Source organism: Gemmatimonadaceae bacterium, assembly GCA_030647905.1.
GTDB lineage: Bacteria > Gemmatimonadota > Gemmatimonadetes > Gemmatimonadales > Gemmatimonadaceae > UBA4720.
In genome coordinates this window covers 540,996-566,557 of record JAUSJA010000026.1, presented here as the reverse complement: position 1 = coordinate 566,557, position 25,562 = coordinate 540,996, and the positions used below count along the sequence as shown (strand labels likewise).

General features: G+C 62.9%; 30 protein-coding genes and 1 riboswitch. Of the genes, 13 read left to right on the top strand and 17 right to left on the bottom strand.

The window, feature by feature from the left end:
- Window positions 1-7: 7 nt before the first annotated feature.
- Window positions 8-625, top strand: a complete 618-nt coding sequence (locus tag Q7S20_08850) for a nucleotidyltransferase family protein (GenBank protein ID MDO8501941.1) — start codon at window positions 8-10, stop codon at window positions 623-625.
- Here the strand turns inward: Q7S20_08850 and Q7S20_08845 are convergent.
- From Q7S20_08845 to Q7S20_08830, 4 genes are all read right to left on the bottom strand, one after another.
- Complete coding sequence (locus Q7S20_08845; GenBank protein ID MDO8501940.1) at window positions 564-1,214, bottom strand: ATP-binding protein; 651 nt, start codon at window positions 1,212-1,214, stop codon at window positions 564-566. The genes Q7S20_08850 and Q7S20_08845 overlap by 62 nt on opposite strands.
- 85 nt (window positions 1,215-1,299) lie before the next feature.
- On the bottom strand, window positions 1,300-2,118 hold the full coding sequence (locus Q7S20_08840; GenBank protein ID MDO8501939.1) for a PDZ domain-containing protein: 819 nt from the start codon (window positions 2,116-2,118) through the stop codon (window positions 1,300-1,302).
- A 12-nt stretch (window positions 2,119-2,130) separates the two neighbouring features.
- Entirely contained in the window at window positions 2,131-2,733 is a 603-nt protein-coding gene (locus tag Q7S20_08835) for a hypothetical protein (GenBank protein MDO8501938.1), read from the bottom strand.
- Window positions 2,717-3,289 carry an RNA polymerase sigma factor gene (locus Q7S20_08830; GenBank protein ID MDO8501937.1) on the bottom strand — a complete coding sequence of 191 codons (573 nt, stop codon included), beginning with the start codon at window positions 3,287-3,289 and terminating at the stop codon, window positions 2,717-2,719. Before Q7S20_08830 ends, Q7S20_08835 begins: the two co-directional genes overlap by 17 nt.
- A 259-nt stretch (window positions 3,290-3,548) precedes the next feature.
- Here Q7S20_08830 and Q7S20_08825 point away from each other — a divergent pair, with 259 nt between their 5' ends.
- Entirely contained in the window at window positions 3,549-5,024 is a 1,476-nt protein-coding gene (locus tag Q7S20_08825; protein MDO8501936.1) for a serine hydrolase, read from the top strand.
- A gap of 9 nt (window positions 5,025-5,033) precedes the next feature.
- Window positions 5,034-5,480, top strand: a complete 447-nt coding sequence (locus Q7S20_08820) for a metal-sulfur cluster assembly factor (GenBank protein MDO8501935.1) — start codon at window positions 5,034-5,036, stop codon at window positions 5,478-5,480.
- 28 nt (window positions 5,481-5,508) lie between these two features.
- Here the strand turns inward: Q7S20_08820 and Q7S20_08815 are convergent, their stop codons facing one another.
- Complete coding sequence (locus Q7S20_08815; protein MDO8501934.1) at window positions 5,509-6,651, bottom strand: HRDC domain-containing protein; 1,143 nt, start codon at window positions 6,649-6,651, stop codon at window positions 5,509-5,511.
- A gap of 84 nt (window positions 6,652-6,735) precedes the next feature.
- Between Q7S20_08815 and Q7S20_08810 the strand changes: the two genes are divergently transcribed.
- Together Q7S20_08810 and Q7S20_08805 are read left to right on the top strand one after the other, a co-directional pair.
- Window positions 6,736-7,134, top strand: a complete 399-nt coding sequence (locus Q7S20_08810; GenBank protein ID MDO8501933.1) for a thioesterase family protein — start codon at window positions 6,736-6,738, stop codon at window positions 7,132-7,134.
- Window positions 7,134-7,796 carry an isoprenylcysteine carboxylmethyltransferase family protein gene (locus tag Q7S20_08805; protein MDO8501932.1) on the top strand — a complete coding sequence of 221 codons (663 nt, stop codon included), beginning with the start codon at window positions 7,134-7,136 and terminating at the stop codon, window positions 7,794-7,796. Before Q7S20_08810 ends, Q7S20_08805 begins: the two co-directional genes overlap by 1 nt.
- 65 nt (window positions 7,797-7,861) lie before the next feature.
- Here Q7S20_08805 and Q7S20_08800 read toward each other — a convergent pair whose 3' ends face one another.
- Window positions 7,862-8,125 (bottom strand): ferredoxin family protein, encoded by a 264-nt coding sequence (locus Q7S20_08800; protein ID MDO8501931.1) that lies wholly within the window; start codon window positions 8,123-8,125, stop codon window positions 7,862-7,864.
- 75 nt (window positions 8,126-8,200) lie between these two features.
- Complete coding sequence (locus Q7S20_08795) at window positions 8,201-8,485, bottom strand: hypothetical protein (GenBank protein ID MDO8501930.1); 285 nt, start codon at window positions 8,483-8,485, stop codon at window positions 8,201-8,203.
- Window positions 8,486-8,895: 410 nt separating this feature from the next.
- Here Q7S20_08795 and Q7S20_08790 point away from each other — a divergent pair, with 410 nt between their 5' ends.
- Complete coding sequence (locus Q7S20_08790; GenBank protein MDO8501929.1) at window positions 8,896-9,078, top strand: hypothetical protein; 183 nt, start codon at window positions 8,896-8,898, stop codon at window positions 9,076-9,078.
- A 209-nt stretch (window positions 9,079-9,287) separates the two neighbouring features.
- On the opposite strand, the gene Q7S20_08785 is transcribed toward Q7S20_08790, so the two are convergent.
- From Q7S20_08785 to Q7S20_08770, 4 genes are all read right to left on the bottom strand, one after another.
- Window positions 9,288-9,593 carry a YhbY family RNA-binding protein gene (locus tag Q7S20_08785; GenBank protein MDO8501928.1) on the bottom strand — a complete coding sequence of 102 codons (306 nt, stop codon included), beginning with the start codon at window positions 9,591-9,593 and terminating at the stop codon, window positions 9,288-9,290.
- Window positions 9,590-10,165, bottom strand: coding sequence for a M23 family metallopeptidase (locus tag Q7S20_08780; protein MDO8501927.1), 576 nt, complete (start codon window positions 10,163-10,165; stop codon window positions 9,590-9,592). The genes Q7S20_08785 and Q7S20_08780 overlap by 4 nt, the downstream gene beginning before the upstream one ends.
- Window positions 10,166-10,256: 91 nt before the next feature.
- The gene (gene thiC, locus Q7S20_08775) at window positions 10,257-11,609 is read right to left on the bottom strand and encodes a phosphomethylpyrimidine synthase ThiC (protein MDO8501926.1); all 1,353 of its coding nucleotides are present in this window, start codon (window positions 11,607-11,609) and stop codon (window positions 10,257-10,259) included.
- Window positions 11,599-11,714: riboswitch (TPP riboswitch) on the bottom strand. It overlaps the preceding gene by 11 nt.
- Window positions 11,715-11,776: 62 nt before the next feature.
- Window positions 11,777-12,490, bottom strand: coding sequence for an NAD(P)-binding domain-containing protein (locus tag Q7S20_08770; protein MDO8501925.1), 714 nt, complete (start codon window positions 12,488-12,490; stop codon window positions 11,777-11,779).
- A gap of 212 nt (window positions 12,491-12,702) precedes the next feature.
- Between Q7S20_08770 and Q7S20_08765 the strand changes: the two genes are divergently transcribed.
- Complete coding sequence (locus Q7S20_08765; protein MDO8501924.1) at window positions 12,703-13,995, top strand: class I SAM-dependent methyltransferase; 1,293 nt, start codon at window positions 12,703-12,705, stop codon at window positions 13,993-13,995.
- 62 nt (window positions 13,996-14,057) lie between these two features.
- Here the strand turns inward: Q7S20_08765 and Q7S20_08760 are convergent, their stop codons facing one another.
- Window positions 14,058-14,564, bottom strand: coding sequence for a histidine phosphatase family protein (locus Q7S20_08760; GenBank protein ID MDO8501923.1), 507 nt, complete (start codon window positions 14,562-14,564; stop codon window positions 14,058-14,060).
- A 27-nt stretch (window positions 14,565-14,591) separates the two neighbouring features.
- A complete protein-coding gene (locus tag Q7S20_08755) occupies window positions 14,592-16,757 on the bottom strand; it encodes a S46 family peptidase (GenBank protein MDO8501922.1) in 2,166 nt (721 codons plus the stop codon).
- A 130-nt stretch (window positions 16,758-16,887) separates the two neighbouring features.
- Here Q7S20_08755 and Q7S20_08750 point away from each other — a divergent pair, with 130 nt between their 5' ends.
- Entirely contained in the window at window positions 16,888-17,388 is a 501-nt protein-coding gene (locus tag Q7S20_08750; protein MDO8501921.1) for a hypothetical protein, read from the top strand.
- Between the two features lie 27 nt (window positions 17,389-17,415).
- On the opposite strand, the gene Q7S20_08745 is transcribed toward Q7S20_08750, so the two are convergent.
- Entirely contained in the window at window positions 17,416-18,039 is a 624-nt protein-coding gene (locus Q7S20_08745) for an AAA family ATPase (GenBank protein MDO8501920.1), read from the bottom strand.
- Window positions 18,040-18,124: 85 nt separating this feature from the next.
- Between Q7S20_08745 and Q7S20_08740 the strand changes: the two genes are divergently transcribed.
- Window positions 18,125-19,699: an SDR family oxidoreductase gene (locus tag Q7S20_08740; GenBank protein MDO8501919.1), complete on the top strand. Its 1,575-nt coding sequence runs from the start codon at window positions 18,125-18,127 to the stop codon at window positions 19,697-19,699.
- A 7-nt stretch (window positions 19,700-19,706) separates the two neighbouring features.
- Here the strand turns inward: Q7S20_08740 and Q7S20_08735 are convergent, their stop codons facing one another.
- From Q7S20_08735 to Q7S20_08725, 3 genes are read right to left on the bottom strand one after another with little or no spacing between them, the layout of a single operon-like run.
- Window positions 19,707-20,462 carry a sugar isomerase domain-containing protein gene (locus Q7S20_08735; GenBank protein ID MDO8501918.1) on the bottom strand — a complete coding sequence of 252 codons (756 nt, stop codon included), beginning with the start codon at window positions 20,460-20,462 and terminating at the stop codon, window positions 19,707-19,709.
- 33 nt (window positions 20,463-20,495) lie between these two features.
- Window positions 20,496-21,659, bottom strand: a complete 1,164-nt coding sequence (locus Q7S20_08730) for an MFS transporter (protein MDO8501917.1) — start codon at window positions 21,657-21,659, stop codon at window positions 20,496-20,498.
- Window position 21,660: 1 nt separating this feature from the next.
- Window positions 21,661-22,596: an ROK family protein gene (locus tag Q7S20_08725; GenBank protein MDO8501916.1), complete on the bottom strand. Its 936-nt coding sequence runs from the start codon at window positions 22,594-22,596 to the stop codon at window positions 21,661-21,663.
- 143 nt (window positions 22,597-22,739) lie between these two features.
- Here Q7S20_08725 and Q7S20_08720 point away from each other — a divergent pair, with 143 nt between their 5' ends.
- From Q7S20_08720 to Q7S20_08705, 4 genes are all read left to right on the top strand, one after another.
- Entirely contained in the window at window positions 22,740-23,369 is a 630-nt protein-coding gene (locus Q7S20_08720; GenBank protein ID MDO8501915.1) for a hypothetical protein, read from the top strand.
- Window positions 23,370-23,632: 263 nt separating this feature from the next.
- Complete coding sequence (locus Q7S20_08715) at window positions 23,633-24,175, top strand: hypothetical protein (GenBank protein ID MDO8501914.1); 543 nt, start codon at window positions 23,633-23,635, stop codon at window positions 24,173-24,175.
- Window positions 24,176-24,441: 266 nt separating this feature from the next.
- Window positions 24,442-24,654: a multicopper oxidase domain-containing protein gene (locus Q7S20_08710; protein MDO8501913.1), complete on the top strand. Its 213-nt coding sequence runs from the start codon at window positions 24,442-24,444 to the stop codon at window positions 24,652-24,654.
- A 17-nt stretch (window positions 24,655-24,671) separates the two neighbouring features.
- Window positions 24,672-25,556: a multicopper oxidase domain-containing protein gene (locus tag Q7S20_08705; GenBank protein MDO8501912.1), complete on the top strand. Its 885-nt coding sequence runs from the start codon at window positions 24,672-24,674 to the stop codon at window positions 25,554-25,556.
- The last annotated feature ends 6 nt before the right edge of the window (window positions 25,557-25,562 follow it).

Genomic DNA, 25,562 nt, shown 5'->3' with positions numbered 1-25,562 from the left:
CGGGGCTGTGATACTCGCGGCCGGCGGCTCGACGCGTTTCGGATCACCGAAGCAGTTGTTGATGCACGGCGGCGAGACGCTGGTGCGCCGCGCGGCGTCGGCCGCCCTCGCCGCGGGACTGGCACCCGTCATCGTGGTGGTCGGCGCCAATGCCGATGAAATCGTCCCCTCGCTCGGTGCGCTGACGGTCGAGATCGTCGTCAATCACCAGTGGAAGAGCGGTCTGGCGTCGTCGCTCACCGCGGGTCTGCGCTTTCTCGATCACCAGACGTCTTACGATGGAGTTCTCGTGATGCTCGCCGATCAGCCGCTTGTAGACGCCCCGGCGCTTCAGGGCCTCGTCAACAGGTTCGGGCAGGGTCGTCGCATCGTAGCGTCAGAGTACGCTGGCACTCTCGGCGTGCCGGCGATATTCGGCAGAGAGCACATGCCTTCGTTGATGAAGCTCACCGGCGATACGGGCGCCGGCCGCTGGCTTCGCGAAAATCGCGGCGAGGTAACGGCGGTACCTCTGGACACGGCGGCGCTGGACATAGACACACCCGCGGATGCCGAGCGGTTGCCTACTCCAGCTTCGAGAGCGGAACGATGTGGTGGCGGCAGCACTCCGGGACGAGTTCCTTGAGTATCTCGAGAACTCGGGCGGCTTTGACCAGGAAACTCTCCGCTGGCTCGACCGAGAAGCGGTGAGGATGTTTGGCCCATAACTGCGCGATCCGGTCGTCGATCTTTGCCGCCTCCGTTGCCGACTCCACGCGAAGCAGATTGTTGTTGTTGTATCCGCCGTCCGCGGAAGGAACACGCAGGTGGATCACTGCTGAGTACCTGGCAAGCTGCGCCGGGAGCGTCGTCCCCACGGACGTCCACAGGTCCGGACTACCGCTCCAGTACGCTCCCCCATCCACGGTTCCACGATCACAGAGAATCACCGCTGGGTTCTGACCCTCGGCGGCGTTCTCGAGCTCGCGCTGAACGTGGAAGATCGCGCGCTGCGCCGCCTGCGACGCGCCGAGGTCAGGGCGCCGTGGAAATCCGCCGCCGAAAACGATTCCCGCCGATTCAGGGAGGACCATCACGTGGGGGCAGAACGACTGCTTGACGAGCTCGAGCACGGCGGATTTTCCCGCTCCGGGCCCGCCCGTAAGAACCACACGGCGGATTCCATGCACGTTGCCGCACCCACAGATGGAGCGGTCTTCCTTGAACGAATCCACAAGCCCTCTGCTGGATGTTGACAGAAGTAAGATGGAGCCTGATACGACTGCACGCCTGCAATGGTCAGGGCGGAAGCTCGACTGATTACCAGCGCAGTGTGATCGTCTGGGCTTTGCGCTTGCGCAACACCTGGAGCTGAAGCGAATTGTCCACCGACGCGCGCATGAGGCGAATCAGCTCGCCGGGATTCTGCACCGCTTCCTTGGCCGCGCGGACGATCACGTCCCCGCTCTTGAGCCCTGCGTCACCGGCCGGTGTGCCGACCGCAACGTTGATTACGAACACTCCGTCGCCCTTCAGGTTGAGCGCATCGCGGAGATCGGCGTTGAGCTGAGTCAGTTCGGCGCCGGCGATTCCGATGAACGGCGTTCCCGTACCGAAAGCGATCGGCGCAATGGATACCATCGGAGGCAGCGCGATTCTCGTGCGCACGGGGCGGCTCATCGTCGCCTCGGTGCGCGCGCGCGTGCCGGCGCCTTCCGACGGAGCCGGACCGATGATCGAGAGAACGACGCGTCCCGACGTATTCACCGGACGCTCGACCACCTCGAGACTGATTCTCCTGAGGACATCGTTCCGCTTGTAGCGGAAGGTGATCCTCTGTCCCGGCACGAGAAGACTGCTCATGGGGATCGGATTCTTCCGGAAATCCTGCGAGTTGATCGAGATCAGAAGGTCGCCCGTCTGCAGCCCGGCCTTCTCAGCGGGAGATCCGGGCTCGATTGACTCGATCACCGGATAGTCGTTGAACACCATCGCCCCCGACTCATTGGCTTGGCCGATGCCCGTCGTGATGACCACTCCGACCCACCCCTTCGGCGGCTCCTGCGCGCGTACCGTCGCCGGGGCGACGGCGAGAAGCGCGATAAGGCTGATTCCCAGCGATGATTTCGCTAGCCGCATGTCCCGCATCCCTTAAAACCGATTGAGACTAACGCCGGCTGGACGCAGTGTCGTCCCGAGCTGGCGGAGAGTTGCTTCGCGCGCACCGACCGTCGCGAGGTAGTACTGATTTATCACTGGATCTTCCGGCGCCTCCTTCAGCGCGCCGCGGATCTCGGTCATCACGCCATCGAGCGCCGCGAGACGCGTGCGATACTGCGACGGATTGGCCGGCATCGGCACTTCGGTGTTGCTCGCCGACAGATATGCCGACGCGCGCTGGTATTCCTCACCCGCGCGGTTGAGAACGTCCCACGCCTCTCCAGGCGACTTGAACTGCGGCGCCGTGGCGGTCGCGGGAGTCACGTCCGATGAAGCGGTCTGGGCAACACGAGCAGGCATGAGCGAAGCGCCCGCCGACGCGCGTCCGACTGCAGCGCCTCCCACCGCCAGCGCGAGTCCGGCGGCGACACGCATCCACGTGCTTCCCGCAAACCGCGAAACGGCGGAATCCCGTATCAGTCCTTCCGCGCGCAGCTGCACGGCGAGCGAATCCCAGTTCGTCAGAGGAGGCGCGCCTCGCTCGCGCTCGCGAGCGACGAGATCGTCCAATGCGTTTTCAGACAGGGGCAACATGTGTCATTCCAGTGCCGGCCCTTGATTCATCCACCACATGCGCCAGCAGCCGGCGAAGCTTGGCGCGTGCCTTGAACAGTTGCGATTTCGATCCGCCCGACGTGATGCCGAGCTCCTTCCCGATCTCCTCGTGAGTGTAGCCCTCGATATCGTGAAGCACGAACACCGTCCGCGCTCCCGGAGAGAGCTGCCCCATCGCCTGGTCTATTGATTCGGCGAGGAACGTCCTGTCGCTGTCCCCTTCGACAAACGCGCTGTCGTCCTCGATCTCGGTCTCGATCTTCGCGATCCGCTTGATCTTCCGAAGCGCGTTCAAGGTGCGGTTCACCGCGATCCGGTGGGCCCACGTCCCGAACTGCGACTCTCCCCTGTAACCCGGGAGCGCCCTGAAGATCTGGATCCACACTTCCTGCGCGATGTCAGCCGCGACGTCGTGGTCCCCGCACAGGCGGCGAACAACGGCGTCGATGTGCGGCGAGTGCCGCAGCCATAGCTGCCGCATCGCCGCCTCATCGCCTTTAATGGCGCGCTGAAGCTCTAGCTGGTCGGTTTGCATCCCGTCTTCAAGTTAGTCACGGGGGTGGAGGCGGGGGTTTCCTCCGGATCGTGAAAGCAAACAAGTGCTCAAATCTCCCGAAAAAAAATCTGGTCTTCTCGCAGTCACGTATTACTATGAATCGCCGTGACTACCGCCTGGACCGGTCGTCACCCCCTATATATGATGTTTTCGCAGCCGATGTCCGGGCTGGCCATGTTCCCGGGAACCCGGAACATATCTGGAGTCTTGCGAGTAGATAGCAGGGAAGGAGTTCGAATTGCTGAAGGTAATTGTGATCGCCCTCACGCTTGCCCATGGTGGGGACGGCCTGCCGCCAAAGGCACCCGACGCTGTAGGCATGTCCGCGTCACGTCTCGAGTCCATCGACCGGGTTGTGCAGCGCGGAATAACAGCGGGTGGGTATCCGGGTGCGGCGGTCGTTGTCGGGCGCAAGGGCGCCGCGGTGTGGGAGAAAGGGTTCGGCAGGCTCTCCTGGTCCAACATGAGCTCCCCCGTTGAGGCCGAAAACACCATTTACGACATCGCGTCGCTCAGCAAGGTCGTCGGCACGACGACCGCGGTGATGGTGCTGTACGACGAGAAGAAAATCGATCTCGATGCGCCGGTGCTCCGCTATCTCCCGGCGTTCTCCGGCGGCCTCAAGGATCAGGTGACTGTTCGGGAGCTCCTGACCCACCGCTCCGGACTTCCCGCGGGCCGCGATCTCTGGCGGAGCGCGCACAGCCCGAAGGAAGCGCGCGACATGGTCCTCGAGACTACGCTCGAGTACCGCCCCAATTCCGCGTACGTCTATTCCGATCTCGGCGCCGACGTACTCGGCATGATCGTCGAGGAGATTTCCGGCCAGCGGCTGGACGTGTTCCTTGCGAATCGCGTGTTCGGACCGCTGGGTATGCACGACACCTTCTATCGCCCCGCAGATTCGCTGCGCTACCGCATCGCGCCGACAGAGGTCACTCCTCCGCGCGGATATCCGCTGCGCGGCGAAGTGCACGACGAGAACGCGTACGCGCTGGGCGGAATCGCCGGACATGCGGGTCTGTTCAGCACCGCTGCCGACCTCTCGATCTTCGCCCAGATGATGCTGAACGGCGGTACCTACGACGGCGTGCAGATCCTCACCGACTCGACCGTCTCGCTGTTCACACGCCGCGCGGCGGGACACCGCGCGCTGGGCTGGGACACCGCCGACGGTGATTACGGCTCGGGCAAGTATCTGACCGAGCGCGCGTATGGACACACCGGCTACACCGGCACATCCATCTGGATCGACCCCGATCGCGAGATGTTCGTGGTGCTGCTCACCAACCGCGTGCACGCGGCGAGAGCACAGCGCCCGGCAAGGATCATCTCCGACGTGCGCTCCGATCTTTCTGATGCCGCAGTTCTCGCCGTTCTCGACGGTCCGACGCCGATACTGGCAATGCCGATCGCGTTCCGCGCCGACGAAGAGATCGGGTGGACGCGGCCCAAGCCACATCCGGTGCGCTGCGCGAAGGCAGTCAGAGCACGCAGCGCGCGCAGCAGGCGCAGTCGCGTGAAGTGCACGGCCGCGAGAACCGCGAAGGCGACGAAATCCAGATCGGCGAAGGCGAACCGCTCGGCGAAAGCAAAGCGCGCCGCGGTGAAGAGCAGCTCGGCGAAATCAAAGCACTCTTCGGCCGCGTCCGCGAAGAAAAAAACGGTGAAGAAGGCCGTCAGGAAGTCTTCGCGGACGACGAAACACCACTAGGTTTATTGGATGAGTGATCATCCCGATACCGCCGCGGCCGCGGTAACGCCGCACTCCACGAGCGACGACAGACCCACCGTCGTGGATGACAGCATCGCCGAAGGGCGAGCCATCCCGCTGAGCGTCGCCACAGGCGAGGAATCCTCCGATACCCCTGGTGTCGTTAGCGAGGATCAGGTCAAGCTGGCCCTTCGCCGCGTAAAGGACCCGGATCTCAATCTCAACATCCTCGACCTGGGTCTCGTCTACGACATCAGCGTGACGGGCACGAAGGTGAAGGTGGACATGACCCTCACGTCACCGGGCTGTCCCTCGGGCCACGAGATCATGAGCAACGCCGAGCAGGAGATAAAAACGCTCCCCGGTGTCGAGAGCGTGGACATGAACCTCGTGTGGACGCCCTTCTGGACTCCGGAGAAAATGGAGCCGCGCGTGAGGGCGTACCTCGGGTTTTAATCAGAGACCACGTGGTACTGCGGAAACACTACGACTTCAATGCCCCAACGAAATCCTCGCCCATCTCCGCGATCTGCCACCGCCGCAGACCGGAGATCTCCTCGAGGTCCTTCACACTCGACGGCTTTCTCCGAACGACCGCCTCGAGCCGCTCGCGCGAGCAGAGAACGCCGGGATCCAGCGAAAGACGCGTTGCCGCCGCATCGCGCACCATCTTCAGCTTCGACACCCTGGCATCGAGATCATCCTCCCGCTCCCACTTCGGCGAGCGCGGAAACCGCGGCAGGTGCTCCTCAGCCACCTCGAGACCGCGCTTCACCGCCGAGAGAACGGCGGTCGCGCTGCGATCGAGGATGCCGCGCGGCATTCCCTTGAGACTCGACAGATCCTTGACTGTCTGCGGCGCGGTACGCGCGATATCGAGCAGCACCTCGTTGCCCATCACACGGAACGTCGCCCGATCCACCTCGCGCGCGACGGAATCGCGCCACGGCACCAGCTCGCGCAGCAGCGCCAGCTCGCGGCGCGTCAGGTCGCGCGCGCCCTTGATCCTGAGGAAAGCCATCGAGGAATCGTCTTCCTCCCACTTCGTTCCCTCGAGCCGATCGAACTCCTCTTTCGCCCACTCCCACCGACCCAGTTTTTCCAGCCGCGCCTTGAGCTGATCGCGGAGATCCAGCAGATACCGCGTGTCCTGGGCCGCGTAGTCGAGCATCCCCCGCGTCAGCGGACGCAGCGACCAGTCGGCCCGCTGATGCTTCTTGTCGAGCTTCACTCCGAAGAACTGGTCCAGCAGGGCCGCAAGCCCGAACGCCTTGATGCCAAGAAGCTGGGCGGCGATGCGCGTGTCGAAGATCCGGTTCACATGCCAGCCGTAATCCTGATGCAGTAGCCGCAGGTCGTAGTCGGCGTCGTGGAACACGACCTCGACGTCCGGATCCTGAAGGATTTCGCCAAGCCGCTTCGGCATGCCGATGGGAAGCGGATCTATGATCGCACTCCGTTCGCGCGTCGTGAGCTGCAGGAGATAGATTCGATCAATGAAGCGATGGAAGCTCGCCCCCTCGGTATCCACGGCGATTTCGCGCACTCCCGAGATGTCGTCCAGGAAGTCGTCCGCCTCCTGCTCGGTCTCTATGTACAGCAGCGCTTCTGAATCCAAAATGGCCATTCAGCCAATCTAGCAGGTCAGGCAGCCACCGGTGCAGACACAAATCCACGATCGTGCAGACCCCGTGTTAACTTTTGACGCATCATGTCTGACGAACTGAAGATCCATATCTATCCGAGCGACTGCGATACCGCCGGGCACGTTAACCACGCGAACATACTCATGCTTCTCGAGCGCGCGCGATGGAGTGCGCTCGAGAAACACATGCGGTTCGAGGATTACGTCAAGCGCGCGCAGTGGGCGGTGGTGCGGCACGTCGAGGCCTCGTACAGCACTCCCGCGCTGCCCGGCGACGACTTCATAGTCCGCACCGGACTGCAGGCGATCGGCAAGACCAGCTTCACCGTGAGGCAGGTCGCGACGAACCAGCGCGGCGCGCCTGTCTGCGAGGCGAAGGTGGTGTACGTCACGCTCTCTCCCGAGGGAAAGCCAATGCCGGTTCCCGACGAGTGGCGCGAGATTTTTTCCCCGTGGGGGGATTGATGCCCGGTTGGCCGGAGCTGCCGAGCGAAGTGACGAGGGAGGAAGACCAGCCTGTGCCGCCGCGGCAGCAGGTCAGCGCCGCGGAGCTGTCACCGTCGGCGCGGATAGGCGCGATCCTTTTCCGGAATCGCGGATGGCTGCCGATCCTTTTTCTTGGCATCCCGCTCATAAACAGGGGAACGACGTCGCCGAGCCGCTGGGTGATCGGCGGAGTGCTGATCGCCATCGGGGAGTATTTCCGGCTCGCGGGTGTTGCCGCCGCGGGAACCAAGACGCGCCGTCGCTCGCGCGACGTGCAGCGGCTCGTGACCTACGGCATCTTCGCGTGGAGCAGGAATCCGCTGTACAACGGAAACTTCCTCGTGTGGATCGGCTTCTGCGTCATCTCGGGAGTGATGTGGTTCCTTCCGGTCGCGGTGCTGTTGTTCGCGGCCGAGTACAGTCTTATCGTGCGGTATGAGGAGGGAGTGCTCGAGTCCACGTTCGGACGCGAGTACCTGGACTACAAGAACTCCGCGCCCCGGTGGCTTCCGCGGAAACCCGACGAGCCGGCGACCGGCGAGAACGACTGGCGCGAGGCGTGGCGAAGCGAGATCAGCACTTTCCTCCAGTACGCGGTGCTCGTCGGCGCATTCATCGCGAAGGATTACTTCACGAGATAAAAAACCGGACCCGCAATGGGTCGGGCTTTTCGTTTGGTGCGATGCGACTCCGCGGGTGACGATCCTCAGCGGTTGGGGCGTCCTGGCGGGTCGGGGCTCTTGAACACGTCGCGATTGATCTGCACGTACTCCTTCAGGTTCGCGGGGACGTCCTCTTCGGGGAAGATGGCCGTCACAGGACACTCGGGCTCGCACGCTCCGCAGTCGATGCACTCGTCGGGGTGAATGTAGAGCTGGTCCGGCCCTTCGTAGATGCAATCCACGGGGCAGACGTCCACGCACGCTCTATCCTTCGTATCCTTGCAGGCTTCGGTAATGACGTAGGGCATTTATCGGCTCTGTTTTGCGGTGAATCGTATGCGAAAAATAGACCGGAGGTGTCGAATATCAACACCGCCGGCCGGTCACTTTAGCGAGACCGAGCCGTACGCGATGAGCAGACCGAAGAGTACGATGGTGCCGACGAGGAGGAGCGCCATGCGGACCCGCATCGCGTGGAGCGCGTGCCAGACATCTTCGTCGAAATAGAAGAGTCCAGGGGAAGCTTCCCGGATTACCGCGCGCCTGCGGAGCCGGCGCAGCGCCATGCTGTCATCCAGTCGCAAATCCGCCATTGACATGGCATTGGCCGCTATGGTGGCCCCGGCGGCGTAAAACTCCGCACGCACTTCGCGTTCCTTCCGTCTCATTACGGCGATAGCCGCGGTTGCGCCCAATCTCGCTCTCCAGCGAAGAGGTACAATTCAAGATAGGCCCGCGGGCGCCAGCCGCTACTGCGATGTGCCGTAGCGGAAACCGAATTACGTATTGGCGATGTTATGCGGTCACAGGGGGCAAAGACGGAAGCTTTGCCCCCGGGCGATCGGCTCCGTCGAGCATGCCCTTGTAGCCTTCCACGACGCGACGGGCGTGGTCCCCTCGCGTGTTCGTGGAATTCGGGATCATCGATCCCCGAGAGGAAGAACGCCATTCGGTTGGCGATGGACGCAGGTCCGTCGGTCGGGCCCGCGCGGCCAATTGCCGCCGCGAACAACGAGTCGAGCGGAGAGTCGTTGGCCAGGACGGCCGACAGGAATCCCTCGTCGATCGCTCCCGTAGCGTGGCGGAAAAGCGAGAGCAGGAGATCGCGCTTGGATCCGAATCGCTGCACCAGCGTGGCGGCGGACAGGCCGGCTTCGGCGCCGACGTCGGCGAGGGTCAGATGCTCGGGGCCGATCCGGCTGAGTGCACGGAAAGCGGCGTCGAGAATCGCGGAGTCTTCTACGGTACGTGGACGAGGTGACATGATGATACCAACCGGTGGTTAGCTTATTCTAAGGGGATACCAAATAGACATTTGTTAACGGCAGGCCATTATCGATAAGTCGTTGAGCACACGATACATAGGCTGCGTCCACCGGTTGCGGGCGAATGTGCCTGAATGAACATAAATCCGGGAGCGTCTCGATCAGCTTTTGTAACAAAAACGTTCCAAGGAAGGAACGGCGCAACTCATCGCCGCCAGGGTGGAAGATCGCCCTTTTTCTTGTCGAGATCCGGATTCTCCCGATAGAAAGTCGCGGTTCGTCCGATCACCTGGACGACCTCGGACTGAGTGGCGCTCGCGAGCTGGCCAGCGGCGTCCTTTGCCTTGAGCTCCGCGCTTTTTCCCAGCTTCACCTTGACGAGCTCGTGGGTCCTGAGCGCGTCGTCCAGTGACGTGACGAGCGCGGGCGTCAGGCCGTGCTGTCCAACGTGCACCGTCGCGGTCAGGTGATGCGCTTCCGCCCTCAGGGCGGCGCGCTCGCTGCCTATCATTCGTGGATCTTCCCCTTCGTGGTCATGAATGAGCGTACGTCCACCGGCGCGCCGTTCCACCAGTCGCGCTGTCCGTTCCTTAGCCGCATCGCCTGGAAATGAAGGTGCGGCGTGTCGGGTGGAGCGTTGCCGCTCGTGCCGACGTATCCGATCACGAAGCCCTGGTCAACCTTGAGCCCTTCCGTGACGCGATCCGAGTAGTGATCGAGATGTGCGTAATAGTACACATAGCGTCTCTCATCATCCACGAGGTAAGCCGTGATTCCGCCCGAGGAATTCTGTCTCAGGCGGACGATTTCGCCGGAGATCGCGGCGACGACTGGCGTTCCGCGCGGTACGAGGATGTCGGTCGCACGATGAATCCGGCCGTCGCCGCGCCCGTCGTTGAACGAATCCCGCAGATCCCGCGGCGAGATTCCGGCCACCGGGACCATCAACGGATGCGTTGCGAAATAGGCGGCGTCGGCGGGAGTGACGGACGGACTCACCGGCGGCCAAGGGATTGGCTGTCTCGCTGTCGCGCATCCGGCGGCGAACAGCAAGGCCACGATACATGGAATTCGTCGAGTCATCTCACTCCAGCAACTGAACGGCCGAGGGGCGCGCCATCGAATGACACGCCCCTGCGTACACCGGAAACAATGGCGAGGCCGATCGCCCGACTCACACGCCGGCGAGCTCCCCCTGCTCCGCCACCTCGCGCTCGCGCGCCAGCTGCGCGATCCCCTCTTCGATGGTGCGCGAGTGGTGCATCGAGCAGAATTTCGGCCCGCACATTCCGCAGAACTCGGCGCTCTTGAAGTACTCCGCGGGAAGCGTCTCATCGTGGTATTCCTGCGCGCGCTCGGGATCGAGGGCGAGACGGAATTGCTCCTTCCAGTCGAATGCGTATCTCGCACGCGACAGGGCGTCGTCGCGATCTCTCGCCCCCTTCCTCCCGCGCGCAACGTCTGCCGCATGCGCCGCGATCTTGTACGCGATCACTCCCTCGCGCACATCGTTGGCATTGGGAAGTCCGAGGTGCTCCTTCGGCGTGACGTAGCAGAGCATGTCCGATCCGTGCCAGCCGATGAGAGCGGCGCCGATCGCGCTCGAGATGTGGTCGTAGCCCGGGGAGATGTCTATGACGAGGGGGCCGAGCGTGTAGAACGGCGCCTCGTGGCAGACTTGCTTGGCGCGCTTCACGTTCATCTCGATCTGATCCATCGGAACGTGGCCGGGTCCTTCGATCATCACCTGAACGTCGTACTCCCACGCACGCTTCGTCAGCTCGCCCATCGTGTCGAGCTCGGCGAATTGCGCCTTGTCGCTCGCGTCGGCGAGTGAGCCCGGGCGCAGCGAGTCGCCGATCGAGATCGTGACGTCGTAGTAGCGGAGGATCTCGAGGACTTCTTCGAAATGCTCGTAAAGTGGATTCTGCTTGCGGTGATGCATCATCCACACGGCGTGGAGCGAGCCGCCTCGGCTCACGATTCCCGTCGTGCGTCCGTGGACGAGCGGCAGGTGCTCAATGAGAATCGCTGCGTGAATCGTCATGTAGTCCACGCCCTGTTTCGCCTGGTGCTCGATCATGTCGAGCAGGTCCTGCGCGGTGAGTTCTTCGAGCTCCTTCTCCTGCTGCACCGCCTGATAGATCGGGACCGTACCGATCGGGACCGGCGACGTATCTATGATCGCCTGCCGGATCGCATCTATGTTGCCGCCGGTCGAGAGGTCCATCACCGTGTCGGCGCCGTACTTGACCGCCATGCTCAGCTTTTCAATCTCCCCGTTGATGTCGGAGGAGACCGCCGAATTGCCGATGTTGGCGTTGATCTTCACCCTGGCGACTTTGCCGATGCACATCGGCTCGAGCGCGCCGGCCAGGTGGCGAATGTTGGCGGGGATGACGAGGCGGCCTCGCGCCACTTCGTCGCGGACTGTCTCGGGGGTTATCTCTTCGCGCTCGGCGACGAAGCGCATTGCGTCAGTGATCTCGCCCTGACGCGCGTATCGCATCTGCGTGCGTGCTTCCATGTTGACTCCCTACGCCGGTACTAGCCGGATCAGGTTCTGAGGGACTTTCTCAGCTCGCGCTTCCGTCGGATTTCGGCGGGAGGGCGGGCACCCCTGTCATTGCATTCAATATAGTGGCACCTGCGAGAGGGCATAGTTGCACTGGAAAAGAACGCAGGCCACGGGCCCTACGTATCCAGCTCCACGCTGAGCTTTGGTTCACTTGGAGCGTTTCGTCCCAGCAGCCGCGCCACGATCTTCTCGCCGTGGTATCGGCCGTTCTCGATGAAGACCTTGTTCGCGTCGTAACCTGCCACGACTACGCCCGCGATGAAGATTCCCGGGACCGATGTCTCGAGCGTTGCCGGATCGTGCTCTGGAATGCCGGTCTGCGCATCGATGGGGACCTTGGCCTGGCGCAGCAGATCCAGCGTCGGAGCAAAGCCCGTCATCACATACACGAAGGTGGCCGGCAACCGCTCCTCTCCCGATGGCCCCGTTATGAGCACGCTGTCGCTCTCGATGGCACTGACCCGGCTGTCCCACCGCACGGCGATTTCTCCCTCCTTCGTTCGATTCACGAAATCGGGCAGCACCCACGGCTTGATCTTCTTGTCGAATGTTGGGCCGAAGTGCCGAATGACCGCTCGATAGTACGCCAGCGCATCTCGACGTGATGGCTTCTCCGTCGCGACGACAAAGGGTACTCCTCCAAGCGAGAGCTTTTCCGCGGTCGAGAAAAACCGCGCATAGGTCGGGTATTGTGCGATGGTGCTTACCACCACCTGCGCTTCAACCACAACTGCATCGAATCCAGCACGCTGCGCGGATATCGCCGACGCAAGCCCGCACGGTCCCGCGCCTATCACTAAAAGGTCGAACTCGACGTCTTTCTCAGTCACTGCACCCTCTGACCTGTTTATTGACCACTACAAGATGGCGAAACTCCTCGCAGAAGCTCGACGTCGATTTGGCGGCCTGCGGTGGATCCTGGTCGAGCGATGATTCCCACAAGCTCACTATCGTTGTCTGCGGGCAGGCGGTACGAATGATGCGCACGTTCGAGGACGCAGGCAGTAATCCACTCACCGCTAAAGCGTTTGACGGAGGCAGCATGTCAGCCCCGCACGCGTTCCTCGAACGGCTCTTCCCCGCCCCCCGCGGCTTCGACGTCCGCACGGGGGCTGATACACTTCTTCCCGCGGACGGAACGGCGGCGTTCACCCTGGTGATCGCCTCTCCCGACGCCCTCCGAAACATGTTCCGTCCGCCGGTAGAGGCTTCCCTCGGCGAAGCCTTTCTGAACGGTGACCTGGAGATAGAAGGCGACATCTGCAGCGCGTTTCCCGTCGTGGAGGCTTGCCGCACCGCCGCGCGTGCTCCCCGCGATCTTGCGGCACTGATCCGTCTCTGGCGCGCGCTCCCGCGAAGCAATGGCGCCTCACACACGAGGACCCTGGCGGCGGCTCATCTTTCAGGAGCGAAGCACACGCGGGAGCGTGACCGCGCCGCAGTGGTCTACCATTACGATCTGGGGAACGAGTTCTTCCAGCTCTTTCTCGATCCGCGCATGATCTATTCCTGCGCGTACTTCCGGAATTGCGACGAGGATCTGGCGGCGGCACAGGAGTACAAGCTGGAGCAGATCTGCCGGAAGCTCCGGCTTCGCGCCGGTGATCACATGCTCGACGTCGGCTGCGGGTGGGGCGGCCTCCTCATTTACGCCGCCGAGCATTACGACATCACCGGTGTGGGCATCACGCTGAGCGAGCGGCAGTACGAGCTCGCCTCCGCACGGGTCGCGACCGCGGGACTCAAGGGGAGCATCGAGATCCGCCTGCTCGACTACCGCAACATGTCGGGAGAGATTTTCGACAAGATTGCGAGCATCGGCATGTTCGAGCATGTCGGCCGGGCGCGGCTGCCGGAGTATTTTCGCCGCATCCGCAGTGCGCTGCGGCCGGGCGGCCTCTTCCTCAACCATGGAATCTCCCGCGAAGCGACCGCACCGAAGAGAACCGTCGGCTCAATGCTCAAGGATCCGCTCAATCATCTCATAGTTGGAACGTCGCCGATGACGAAGTACGTGTTCCCCGATTCCGAGCTCATCGCGCTAAGCGAGGTCAATCTCGCCGCGGAGCGGGCGGGATTTGAGGTTCGCGATGTCGAGAACGTGCGGGAGCATTACGACCTGACGCTACAGCACTGGATCCGCCGCCTCGAGGACCACGAGAGCGACGCCGTGCGGCTCGTCGGGCGTCCCACATGGCGAGCATGGCGCCTCTACTTCGCCGCGTCTGCCCATCGGTTCAGGACAGGCCGAATCAGCGTCAACCAGACCCTCTTTTCGAAGCCCGACAACGGGCGTGCGGGCGTTCCGCTCTCCCGCGCCGAGCTTTACGCCTGAGGCGACGTCTCCACATATGGAAAGCGCTGCGCAACCACGCACACTTGCTCGCTCGACGACGACTATCGTGACCTCGTAGCCAGTTGACGTGGCGTGAGCAGCCAGATCAGCGTTCCCGAATCCCGGCGTACTCGCGATTCGAACTCCAGCAGACACGCCCCGCCCTTCCTGAGGCGAAGCCGCGACTCCCGCCGCCCCGTCAGAAGCCAGGTAACCAGGCGGCTGAGGTGCGGCTCATGCCCGACAACGGCAAGGATCTCCTTCCCGCGAAGCCCGGAGCAGGACTTCTCGAATTCTTCCAGCGGAGCGTCAGGCAATAGCGACGTCGTGGTTCCGGCAACGCCGGTCCCGTACGCATTGGCAACGATGTCTGCTGTCTGAACGGCGCGCACAAGGGGACTTGTCACCAGCAGATCCAGCGTCTCGACTTCTGCGCGCAGCCTCTTGGCCGCTCGCTTCATCTTGCGCGCGCCGTCAGCCGTGAGAGGCCGCAGGTCGTCGGACTGCCCCGTCTTTGCGAACTCTTCCCTGTCCATCGCCACGGCGTGGCGTACGACGAGCAGCTTCATGCGACGTCAGTCGGAAACAGCGTCACCTCACCTTCCCTGAAGCTCGGTTGCCAGCGCCGCCGCGTCATACACCTTCCTGAGCGCCTCGACGATTGACTGTGAGCTCACGCTCACCGTGCGCTGCTTTTCCGACTGATACAGAAAGCGGTTGGCCACTCCCTCGATGTTCCCGTCGAATGCGAGGCCGACGACCTCGCCATTGCGATTTATCACCGGGCTGCCGGAGTTGCCCCCGATGATGTCCGTGGTGGAAACGAAATTGAAAGGCGTCGTCAGATCGAGTCGGTCCTTCCGGTCCGTCCAGCGACGGGGCAGATCGAATGGCGGCCTGCCATCGAATTCTGCCGAGCGCGAGTACATCCCCATGAAAACCGTCTTGTAGGGGGCGATGGTGCCGTTCATCGGGTAGCCCTTTACCACTCCGTCGCTGATGCGAAGAGTGAACGTCGCGTCCGGAGGCAGCGCCGTGCCGTAGGTCTCGAACAGCGCGCGGCCGACCTTCTCCGTATTCGACGTGATGACCGCATTCAACCGGTCGGCACGCGCCAGCACTTCCCGGTTGAGCGGATCTATCCGCCGAGCGAGGGCGATCATCGGATCGTCCGTTGCCGCGACGGCGGCCGCGCCGCCTTCCACGAGCGAGCGCCTGAATGCCACATCGCCAACATGGGTGCCGCTGACGAGAGCTGCAGCGGCCTGCTCCGGCGTCCGGCCCGCGAGCGTCGCTCGCAGGAACGGATCGTCGGCACTCAGCTCGGCCTGGACGGCCCTCAGCTGCGCGGCGATCGCCAGTCTCTCGAAGGCGGAATCAATCGGTTGGTCTCGAAGCAGTGAAGCACGGATCGTGTTCGCGAGGTTCCCGCGATACGCCGCGAGTCGCGCCGAATCGGGCAACGCAGATTCAACGGGAAGGCGGACGAGCTGCCCCGCCATGTTGAGAAGTCTCGATCCCCCCGCGGGGACCGTCGGCCCGAAGCTTCTGTTGCGACGCACGGCGTCAAAGCTGGCAAGCTCTCGCTGCGCCGCGGCGATTGCGTCGTATGTCCCGGAATACTGAGCCGACAACCGCGAATCGGCCGCCAGTCGCGCGCGGAACTCGCGCTCGAACGCGGCCTTCGTAGCCATGTACACCGAGTCCGTGAGGCCGGACCTGTAACCAGTCACCGCCTTTCTCGAATTCTCCAGCGAGAAAACGTTGTTCTCGTAACGGCGGGCCGCGGCAGGATCAGTGCGCGCGAGCTCGCGGTATATGGCCAGCGTGCGCTCGTATCCCGCAAGCTGCGCCGGGTACTGGTAATCCCGCAGGAACTGCATCTGCGCGATCGTGTTCAGCCGGCCCGTCGATCCCGGATTGCCGACAACGAAGACGGGCTCGCCGTCGCCCGCGCCCGATGTGCTCCACCGAAGATAGTTGTCGGGCTTATGCGGCTGGTCGTTCACATAGACGCGCAGTATTCCCGCGTCCAGGTCGTAGCGTGGATAGGTGAAGTTATCGGGGTCGCCGCCGAACGAAGCGACCTGATCCTCGGGCGCGAAGACGAGGCGAAGATCGTCGTACCGCTTGTAGCGGTACAGCGAGTACATCCCTCCCTGATACAGAGATACGACCTGACAGGTGAGGCCTGTCTGACGGTTGCACTCCGTCTCTATCTGCGCGGTCACCTCGGTTCTCTGGTGGGCCTGCGCTTCGGCGGTCGTCGCGGTGATCCCGGCCCTCACGCGACCTGTGACGTTTTCAATGGACTCGAGCTGATCCACATAGAAGCCCGGACATTTCTTCTCTTCCCCCATTCCGCGCGCGACGAATCCCGTTTCGATGTAGTTGGTATCACGCGGTGAGACAGCCGAGGCGCAGCCGCGGACGCAGTGATGATTCGTAATGACCAGTCCATTCGCGGAGACGAACGATGCGGAACAGTTGGGCAGCCTGACCGCGGCGAGACGAACGTGATCCAGCCACGCCTTGTCCGGGGAGAAGTTGTAGGTGCTTCTCCAGTAGTCGAGGGGCGGCGCGTCGAACGTCCACATCGTACCGAACTCCGGCCTGTATCCTGTCGGCCTCAGGACCGGCGCTTCCGAAGCTCGGACGACAGCCGGTTGCCCGGCGGGGGATGGGACGGTGCTCGCCGCTGGGGCGCAGGCGAAGGAAGTAAAAGCAACGAGCGCGACTGGAAGCAGGCTGAAGTTTTTCATGATCCCGTGAGGTAAGAGCATTTCAAACGTGGGCTCGGCTGCGCCAGGAAATTCTTGCGCGCAATCGCGACCGGCTACAATGTATTCAGGTCACGTGCGTGTTGACAGGCAGGCTTTCCGGAGGTCATCAATGGTGCGCGCAAGTCGTACGACGCGAGATGGGCTGGTGGTGGGGCTCATCGCCTACGTGTCCGTGGCCGTGTTCTACAGCGCCTTCGATCTGCTCGCTTCGCGCGGGACCCTATACACAGTGGATCTTCTGGGCAAGGCCGTCTTCCAGGGACTGCGCGACCCCTCGATCCTGCAGTTCCCGACTCAGCTCGACCCGACAGCGATCTTCTGGTACAACGGGTTGCACCTTCTGATCTCGTTGGCGATCGGGCTTATCGTGACCGGCCTCGTGGACCACGCCGAGCGACATCCGTCACAGGGATTCCTGGTGCTCTCTGCGATTGCCGCGGGGTTCGTTGTCACGATCCTCGCGGTCGGCCTGCTGACGACCCCGATGCGGCCGGTACTGCCCTGGTGGTCCATCGTGGTGGCCAATTCGCTCGCCGTGCTTCTGGCAGGCTCCTACCTGCTCCAGAAACGCGCGGGCCTCTTACGTCGGATCGTTCCTTTCGCCGTCTGAGATCCCCGCCGCGGTTGGCGACGCGCCTCAGACGCTCGCTACGCCCGCGCCGAAGAGATCTGTCTGCGGCGGGCGGGCGGGCATGCCGAGCGTGCGCATCACCACGCTGATCCACCCGCCTCGATCGGATGGATCAAGCGGTACTACGTCCACGCCGAACGCAGTCACCAATTGGTTAATGGTGGCATCAATTTCCAGTTGAAAACTCCGACTGACCGCCCGCGTACCGTCGAACGATGGTGCCGCGAGCACCGGCACCTTGAATAGCGCGTCATAAGTGCGGATCCAGCTTCCGACAAGCGGGTCGAGCTCCAACTGCCGTCCGGCCCGCGCGACGAGGTAAGCATAGTTGTCGAGCACGGACCGGTCGCAGACGACCACCTCATACGTTGCCGCGGCCGCGATCTCCTCGGCGATCTGCGTATGAAGTATCCACGCCTGTGCGTCTGCCGTCGTCTCTTCGTTGATCGGCAGCGGGCAGCGCCGCGCGACCTCCTTCACCAGATCCACGCCGAGGTCGAGACGCTTGAGCTGCGATGCGAGGTCGAAGCAGAGGGTGGTTTTGCCCACGCCGTGCGTGCCCACGAACGCGATCTTGAGGCGTCGTCGGTCAGGGGCAATGAACGGGAGCAGCTCGCGGACGGCAGTCATGACCGGCAGACATTAACTGCCGGAGGGGCCCGGGGTCAACGAAAGAGTCGGCATCGACCCCCTCCCTTCTAGATTTACCAGTGCCATGCCGACCACTTCACGTACCGCCACGATCGCTCCGCCAGTCCGTACTGCCACGCTCGAAGCGAGCGTGCAGGCGGCTACAGAGCTCCTCGAATCGATCGCCGAAGACCGCGCGCTTCTCTCGCGCATACCGCGCCAGGACCGCACACGCCTCCTCCAGGCAGCGGGCCAGGTCTCCCGGCCAGACGCGATCGATCGCCGGCGTCTCCTGAAAGTCACCAAGCGCCAGCGCAAAGCGGAAAAAGTGCAGCGAGCCGAAAGCGCTCTCGCTGCGACGGGAATCCGGAAGCTGCACCGCCAGTCCGTCTTCACGACCCCGAACTATTTCCCGCCTTCCGGATTCGAGCCGCGCGATGTCAACAGCGATGAGGAGATCGGCGAACAGCTCGAGACGCAGAACTGCTACATCTGCAAGAAGGATTTCTCGGAGCTGCATCACTTCTACGACCAGCTCTGCCCTCCATGCGCCGAGGTGAACTTCGCCAAGCGCGGCGAGCTTGCCGACCTGACCGGCCGGGTCGCGCTGCTCACCGGCGGACGCGTGAAGATCGGCTATCAGGCAGGCATCAAGCTCCTCCGCGCCGGCGCGCAGCTCATCGTCACCACGCGGTTTCCTCGCGATTCCGCCGCCCGCTACGCGCAGGAGCTGGACTTCGATGAATGGGGTGATCGTCTCGAGATTTTCGGACTGGACCTCCGCCACACACCGAGCGTGGAGGCGTTCTGCCGCGAGCTGCTCTCCACCCGCGACCGGCTCGACTTCATCATCAACAACGCCTGCCAGACGGTTCGCCGCCCTCCCGATTTCTACGAGCACATGATGGCCGGCGAAACGGCGTCGCTCGGCGACATTCCGGAGAAGGTCCGTGCACTCCTCGGTACGTACGAAGGACTCCGCGGTTATCACATGCTGCCCGAGGGAAGCGCCGCTCCGGTCGCTCTGGACAGACGCATATCTGAAGTTGCCGGGCTTACGCGCTCGGCGGAGCTCTCGCAGGTTCCCCTTCTGCCGGAGGAGCTCGCCGCCCAGAAGGCTCTTTTCCCGGAAGGTCGCCTCGACCAGGACCTTCAGCAGATAGACCTTCGCGATCGCAACTCGTGGCGTCTGACGATGGCCGAAGTTCCGTCGGTCGAGCTGCTCGAGGTGCACCTCGTGAATGCCGTCGCACCGTTCATCATCAACGCCCGGCTCAAGCCGCTCATGCTGCGCACCCCGGGACGCGACAAGCACATCGTCAACGTCTCGGCCGTGGAAGGCCAGTTCTACCGGAGGTTCAAGACCACACGCCATCCGCACACGAACATGGCGAAGGCCGCGCTCAACATGATGACGCGAACCTCAGCCGCGGATTACCGCGCCGACGGCATCCACATGAACAGCGTGGATACCGGCTGGGTAACCGATGAGGATCCGGTCGAGATCGCGGCGCGGAAGACGGCCGAGCACCGGTTCCATCCGCCGCTCGACATCGTGGATGGCGCCGCACGCATCGTGGATCCGATCATCGCCGGATTCAACACCGGCGAGCACGTCTGGGGGAAATTCCTCAAGGACTACCGGCCGACGGACTGGTAGTCGCGGGTCACACTCCGGCTATCCGCCGCTTGTACTCACCCAGCGCTTCGTCGAGGCGCTGGTGAGCCGTCGTATCGCCGGGCACGTTGTGCGATGGATGGATGTAAAGCTTCACCCCGCGCCCGGCGAGAATCTCCGCAACGGTGGTGATCGTCATCCATACCACGGCGACAAACGCCATCGTGGACACCGGCCCGACGTTGTCGGTGTGATTCACGAGCGGCACAGCCGAATCACCCGCTGGCACACGCGTGTCTATCACCACGTCGGCAATCTCGAAGAGCGTCTTTCCGGATGGATGCCGCGACTTCGACGCCTGTGCCGCCGATCCCGTCGCAACAATGCGCATTCCCAGCTCCTTCGCTCTCAGCGCAACGTCTATGTTCACGTTGTTGATCCCCGTGTGCGAGAAGATCCACATCGTGTCGCGCTCGTCAAACGAATAGCTCTTCATGATCGCGTTCCCGTATCCCTCGGCGCGCTCGAGAAAGAGAAACTGGTGAATCCCCATCTCGCCGGTGATGCGGGTAAAGAACGTGAGCGGGAGCTCGACCATGGGGTGGAATCCGACGAACCCTCCGATGCGGGGATACATCTCCTCCACCGGAATCGTCGCGTGACCGCACCCGAAAGTATGCACCCATCGCTCAGCGCCAATCGAGTCGGCCATGAGCGTAGCCGCCTGCTGAATCGCCGGGAGCTGCGAATTCTCGATGTCGTCCAGAATCATGCGTGTCGCGGATAGCCAGCGCTTACTGAGCATTCGTGAAACCCGATGAAGTGACGGAGATCAACATTACGGCGAAGAAGTGCGCAAGCGGCGCGACAGGATTCCGAGCAGTCCCGCCAGCAGGACGAGCGCGACCGGGACGATCACGAACGACCCCCGCATGCCGTATCTCTCGCCGAGCGCGCCGGCAGCGTACGGAAGCAGCATTCCACCGCAGAGCGCCATCGCGATCGCAAGACTGAAGGCAGTGCCGGAAAGCGCCGCGTAGCGATCTCCGACGAAACCGAGCACTGTCGGAAACGTCGCGGCGAAGCCAACGCCCATGAGGAACACTCCCAGTGCGGCGAATGGAACGCTCTTCGTCGTCAGCAGGATCACCGCACCCGCGAGCGCGATCGAAATACAGGAATAGAGAACACGATATGGCGACCCGCGCCGGAGGATGGAGCCAAGCGCGAGGCGCGCGAGCATCATCCCCATCCAGTATAGAGAAAGCAGGATGAGCGCGCTTCGCTCGGCCACCGCCAGCTCTTCCTTGACGAACGTGGACGTCCAGCCGCCGACCGTGATCTCCATTCCGCTCTCAAGAAAGAGCATGAATCCCATCAGGAGCAGCAGCGGATCGCGAAAGAGGCGCCCCGCCGCGGCGATCGGGAATCCCTGCGGCTGCTTCGGTGCGGGAAATGGCGTGACGGCAATGAAGACAATAGGCGCTATCACGAGTGCTCCCACTCCCGCGATCAACGCCGCATGCGAAAATCTGCTCATCATGGTCGCGAGCACGAACGGCACTCCCACGGCTCCAATGCCGAAGAACACGCCGAGCAGATTCAGGTTCGCTCCTTTCTCCTCACTGCTGATGTCGGCAACGAGCGCGTTCGCGCCGCCGTTGATGATTCCGCCGCCAAATCCGATGCACGCGATGGCGCCGCGCAGGATTCCCATCGAAGGCGCGAAGGCGATTCCCTCGAGCCCTGCCACAATGAGGGTGGCAGCCAGGAGAAGCATTCCCTTGTAGCCGTAGCGATCCACCATCGGCCCGAACACAAGCGACCCGGCGAGTATGCCGAAAGTCATGAGCAGGAAAAGCGCGCCCGCCTGGGTCTTGTCTATCCCAAAACGCTCGATGATGGACGGCAGCACCGCCCCGAGCGTCGTCAGGACGATGCCGAACGTCAGCATTCCGAGGCATGCGCATGCAAAAAGAGAGCGGCGCGAGCTTGTGGTCATGTCATGCCTCCGATGTCATCGCGAGCCGGCCGGCGCCGTAGAGAGCCGCGTCGCTGCCGAGCTCGCTGACGACGAATCTCACTTGCTCGATGGCAATGGGCTGCGCCCAGCGTCGCGCTTCGTCGTCAATGCGGGCGAGAAACTTCGAGGCAGGGCCGAAGATTCCACCGCCGAACACTATCATCTGTGGATTGAAGAGACTCACGAGATTCGCCGCGGCCATGCCCCACAACTCGATCGCATTGTCCATCACTCTCACGGCGATCGGATCGCCACGATCATGTGCGGCGAAGACATCTCCGGAATCGAGATCATCGCCACGCTCGCGAAGCTCGCCGCCGTAGTCCGGATCGCTGTGCATGAGATCACGCGCGACGCGCACGAGACCCGGGCCCGACGCCTGGTCTTCGAAACAGCCGTGCTGCACGTAGCGCTGCGCAAAAGGGCGATCGAGGCCCAGCCAGCCGATCGCGCCGGCGATATCCCCGTGACCGCGAAGCACACGACCGGCGGAGAGAATGCCCGCCCCGATGCCGGTGCCTACCGTGAGAAAAATCGCGTCGCGAGCGCCGCGCGCCACGCCCTGCCATGTCTCGCCGAGTATGCATGCGGCCCGATCGCTGTCGATCGTGACGCCCACGCCCGGGGCAACGGCTGCGCGCAGCTCGTCGAGAAGCGGGTAGTCATCCCAGCCGGGAATGTTGGGCGCCCAGACGGTGCCTGACGCGGAACGGTAAATACCCGGCACACACACGCCCGCAGCCTCACAGTCGTAGTCCGCGCACAGTGCATTGATGCGCTCAGCGATCAGGGCTCCGACATCGGCGCCGTCGCGTCCCGCGAGCGCGATGCTCTCGCGATGCAGCAACTCGCCGTCATCCGTGAAGGCCGCGGCGGCAAGCTTGGTCCCGCCAAGATCAACACCGGCGAAAGTCATGGGCGGGCAATGATGAGACGAAGATGTGTTACCAGGAAGAACAGCGGCCGAGTATACCGCCACCGCGGCGAAGGGTCAATCGAGCCCGTGCTCGCGCGATTTGACTACGAAACTGTCGCGAAAGATGATTTCCATACACATTTATGAGTGCCGTCGTCTCGCCGGTTGCCGGACGGCGGAGTGAGAAGCCCAATCCCAATCAGGAGGTCGTCATGGTCGGACTGTCCTCGCTTTGGCTCCCGATACTGCTGTCAGCCGTGATCGTGTTCATCGTGAGCTCGATCATCCACATGGCCTCCCCGTGGCACAAGTCGGACTATCTGGCGGTGCCGCACCAGGATGAAGTGAGGCAGGCGCTGCGGCCCTTCGCAATTCCGCCGGGCGACTACATGCTGCCCCACGCGGCAAGCATGGAAGAGATGAAGTCCGCGGAATTCGCGGCGAAGATGGCTGAAGGGCCGAACATGGTGTTGACAGTCATCCCCAACGGCCCCTGGTCCATGGGGCGCAACCTCAGCATGTGGTTCGCGTATCTCCTCGCAGTTGGGGTCTTCGCCGGATACATCAGCGGGCGCGCGCTTCCCGCCGGCACGGAATACATGCAGGTCTTCCGCTTCGCAGCCGCGACGGCATTCATCGGCCACTCGGTCGCGCTGTGGCAGATGTCCATCTGGTACCGTCGCTCATGGAGCACGACGATCAAGGCGACCGTGGACGGACTCATATACGCGCTGCTCACAGCTGGCGCGTTCGGCTGGCTCTGGCCGCAATAGGCCTGGCACGGGAGGGGCTGTGCCGCTCCTTGACCAGGCATCCGTTCAGCGTAGCGTCTCAAGCGGCAGGCGGTCCAGCTGGCCGTGGATGCGGTAACGGTCGGCAAGAAGAAAGGACTGATCGTCATCGGCCATATACCTTCTGAGGAAGCGGGCATGGAGGAGTGTGCACGCTGGCTTGCGACATTCATGAAGGACGTGCCGATCGAGTTTGTGCCGACGCGCGACCCGTTGCATGCACTTCAACCCGGGAGAACCGATCGATGAAAGCGATACTGCTGGCACTGGCGACGATTTCCTGCGCCTCCGCGAGTTCGGCTCCTGCTCCCGCACGAAACACAGGGCCCGCCAGCATCACCGAGACGGAGACCGGCAACTTCGTGCGACTGAACGAGGAATCGGGAGGAACCACCGCCATCGTCGCGGCTTCGCCCGATCGGGTGTGGGCCCTGTTGCCGGAGGTTTATCAAGAGCTCGAGATCGCGGGTGATGTCCTCGACGCCAGTACTCGCACTTTCGGCATCAGGAGCTATACGCAGAGTCGTCTTGCCGGCAAGCGCACCGCCGAGCTCGTGCGTTGCGGCAACCAGGGCGCCGGCCCTTCGGCAAGCGGAGCGTATCGGACTCGTCTCTCGATCACGACGACGGTGCAGCCTGAGGCCGCCGACCGCACCCGTCTCACGACTGAAGTGTCAGGCTCTGCGACATCGGTGGAAGGCACGAGCACTGGCGCCGTTCGGTGTGTCTCGACCGGCGAGCTCGAGCAGCGCATTCGCAAGCTCCTGCTGCAACGGCTGTCGGGTTAAGGCGTCGCGTGAAAGCGCTAATACTGGGCGCAACCGTGCGAGGCGGAAGGCTGACCGCCGAACCGGGGAGATAAACCCGCTGCCAGAAGCGTCGCCGCATCCTCTGACATTAATCCTCCTTCCGCGAAACGCCCCCCCGCTGATATTGTGTCTCTCCATTTTCATCCGTTGCCGTCGTCCCCGGGCCCCCCGTCCTCGTCAACGTCTCCAGAGTTCCTCACACCGTAGAAGTAACCATTACCGCCGAGCCGACGCGGTTGTCGATCGTGCCGGGTGGAACGACACCCGCGTATGCCTATAACGGCAGGGTCCCCGGACCGACACTCGACGTGCACGAAGGCGATCGCGTCATCGTTCACTTCCGGAACCGCCTGCCGGAAATGACGACGATTCACTGGCACGGCCTGCACATCCCGGTCACATCTGACGGCAGATCGCGAAAGGTCTGTTCGGAGGGATCATCGTCCGGCCGCCTGTAGATCCAGTTCCTGCCGGTGTGACCGACAACCTCCTGATTCTCTCCGACAATCAATTCCTCCCCGACGGATCTATCGACCTGCCCGATCCGGAATCATTAGCGGGCGAAATTGACGAGGAGAACGGACGCGAAGGCAACGTGCTCTTCGTGAACGGGCAGGTGATGCCGACAATCAGCATCCGAAGCGGCGAGGTGCAGCGATGGCGAATCATCAATGCGTCGGCCGCCCGCGTTTACCGGCTCGCGATCCCGGGCCATACGTTCCTTCACATCGGCGACGATGGCGGGCTGTTCGAGCATTCGGTCGAGGTCAAGGACATCCTCGTCGCCAACAGCGAACGCGTCGAGCTCCTGGTGCGAGGCACTGGCCGGCCGGGCGAGCGCACAGTGCTGCAGACACTTCCGTATGACCGCTACGTACCGCAGACGCGGCCAGCCGACTGGGACAAGCCGCGCGATCTGCTCACGCTGCAGTACACGTCCCGGAAGCCGGTCACCCCGGTGAAGCTGCCCGAAGTGCTCCGCGCGATTCCAGTTCTTGACACGACGAAGGTGACGGCGACCCGCTTGATGGTACTCAGCCAGGGCCTCATCAATGGCAGGACGCACGACATGAACCGCATGGACGTTACCGCACCGCTCGGCGCGACGGAGATCTGGCAGATCGAAAACGTCGTCGGCATGGACCACCCGTTCCATCTGCATGGATTTCAATTTCAGGTGCTGGACCGCGACGGAGTGCCCGTATCGCAGCGGACGTGGAAGGACACCGTGAACGTGCCCAGGCACACCACTGTCCGATTCATCGTGCACTACGCCGATTACCCGGGGAAGTGGATGTTCCACTGCCACATCCTTGATCACGAGGATCATGGGATGATGGGCGTTCTCGAAGTCAAATAACAAGGA

Coding starts and splice junctions, on each gene's coding strand:
- Q7S20_08840 (MDO8501939.1), bottom strand. CDS start 2,118: ATGCGGCTAGCGAAATCATCGCTGGGAATCAGCCTTATCGCGCTTCTC.
- Q7S20_08835 (MDO8501938.1), bottom strand. CDS start 2,733: ATGTTGCCCCTGTCTGAAAACGCATTGGACGATCTCGTCGCTCGCGAG.
- Q7S20_08830 (MDO8501937.1), bottom strand. CDS start 3,289: ATGCAAACCGACCAGCTAGAGCTTCAGCGCGCCATTAAAGGCGATGAG.
- Q7S20_08820 (MDO8501935.1), top strand. CDS start 5,034: ATGAGTGATCATCCCGATACCGCCGCGGCCGCGGTAACGCCGCACTCC.
- Q7S20_08815 (MDO8501934.1), bottom strand. CDS start 6,651: ATGGCCATTTTGGATTCAGAAGCGCTGCTGTACATAGAGACCGAGCAG.
- Q7S20_08810 (MDO8501933.1), top strand. CDS start 6,736: ATGTCTGACGAACTGAAGATCCATATCTATCCGAGCGACTGCGATACC.
- Q7S20_08805 (MDO8501932.1), top strand. CDS start 7,134: ATGCCCGGTTGGCCGGAGCTGCCGAGCGAAGTGACGAGGGAGGAAGAC.
- Q7S20_08800 (MDO8501931.1), bottom strand. CDS start 8,125: ATGCCCTACGTCATTACCGAAGCCTGCAAGGATACGAAGGATAGAGCG.
- Q7S20_08795 (MDO8501930.1), bottom strand. CDS start 8,485: ATGAGACGGAAGGAACGCGAAGTGCGTGCGGAGTTTTACGCCGCCGGG.
- Q7S20_08785 (MDO8501928.1), bottom strand. CDS start 9,593: ATGATAGGCAGCGAGCGCGCCGCCCTGAGGGCGGAAGCGCATCACCTG.
- Q7S20_08780 (MDO8501927.1), bottom strand. CDS start 10,165: ATGACTCGACGAATTCCATGTATCGTGGCCTTGCTGTTCGCCGCCGGA.
- thiC (MDO8501926.1), bottom strand. CDS start 11,609: ATGGAAGCACGCACGCAGATGCGATACGCGCGTCAGGGCGAGATCACT.
- Q7S20_08765 (MDO8501924.1), top strand. CDS start 12,703: ATGTCAGCCCCGCACGCGTTCCTCGAACGGCTCTTCCCCGCCCCCCGC.
- Q7S20_08760 (MDO8501923.1), bottom strand. CDS start 14,564: ATGAAGCTGCTCGTCGTACGCCACGCCGTGGCGATGGACAGGGAAGAG.
- Q7S20_08755 (MDO8501922.1), bottom strand. CDS start 16,757: ATGAAAAACTTCAGCCTGCTTCCAGTCGCGCTCGTTGCTTTTACTTCC.
- Q7S20_08750 (MDO8501921.1), top strand. CDS start 16,888: ATGGTGCGCGCAAGTCGTACGACGCGAGATGGGCTGGTGGTGGGGCTC.
- Q7S20_08745 (MDO8501920.1), bottom strand. CDS start 18,039: ATGACTGCCGTCCGCGAGCTGCTCCCGTTCATTGCCCCTGACCGACGA.
- Q7S20_08740 (MDO8501919.1), top strand. CDS start 18,125: ATGCCGACCACTTCACGTACCGCCACGATCGCTCCGCCAGTCCGTACT.
- Q7S20_08735 (MDO8501918.1), bottom strand. CDS start 20,462: ATGCTCAGTAAGCGCTGGCTATCCGCGACACGCATGATTCTGGACGAC.
- Q7S20_08730 (MDO8501917.1), bottom strand. CDS start 21,659: ATGACCACAAGCTCGCGCCGCTCTCTTTTTGCATGCGCATGCCTCGGA.
- Q7S20_08725 (MDO8501916.1), bottom strand. CDS start 22,596: ATGACTTTCGCCGGTGTTGATCTTGGCGGGACCAAGCTTGCCGCCGCG.
- Q7S20_08720 (MDO8501915.1), top strand. CDS start 22,740: ATGAGTGCCGTCGTCTCGCCGGTTGCCGGACGGCGGAGTGAGAAGCCC.
- Q7S20_08715 (MDO8501914.1), top strand. CDS start 23,633: ATGAAAGCGATACTGCTGGCACTGGCGACGATTTCCTGCGCCTCCGCG.